Genomic DNA, 254 nt, shown 5'->3' on the forward strand with positions numbered 1-254 from the left:
CAGACGTCGGCAGTGACGCCGCGGGGGTGGTGTAACTCCGTTCGGGCTACGCCCTCACTGCGTCACACCACCCCCGCCGAGTCTCATCTTGATTGACGCTGAATCTCATCCTGATCGCCGCGCCGCACATGTCTTCGACCTTGAGGCCGCTCTTCTTGTGGAAGGCCATGTCGCGCACGCCCCAGGCCTTGGCCCGGCGCAGATTTTCGCGGCTGGCATAGCCGCCGTCGGCCGCCGCCTGCCGCGGCGCCTGG

The 254-nt window shown here is 67.7% G+C and carries 1 protein-coding gene; it reads right to left on the minus strand.

The window, feature by feature from the left end; genetic code table 11:
- Window positions 1-46 precede the first annotated feature (46 nt).
- A partial coding sequence (locus tag EN859_RS37915; RefSeq protein WP_135913794.1) for a hypothetical protein occupies window positions 47-254 on the minus strand: 208 nt, incomplete at its 5' end.

Origin of the sequence: Mesorhizobium sp. M00.F.Ca.ET.216.01.1.1, from assembly GCF_004010325.2 — a bacterium.
Taxonomy (GTDB): Bacteria; Pseudomonadota; Alphaproteobacteria; order Rhizobiales; family Rhizobiaceae; genus Mesorhizobium.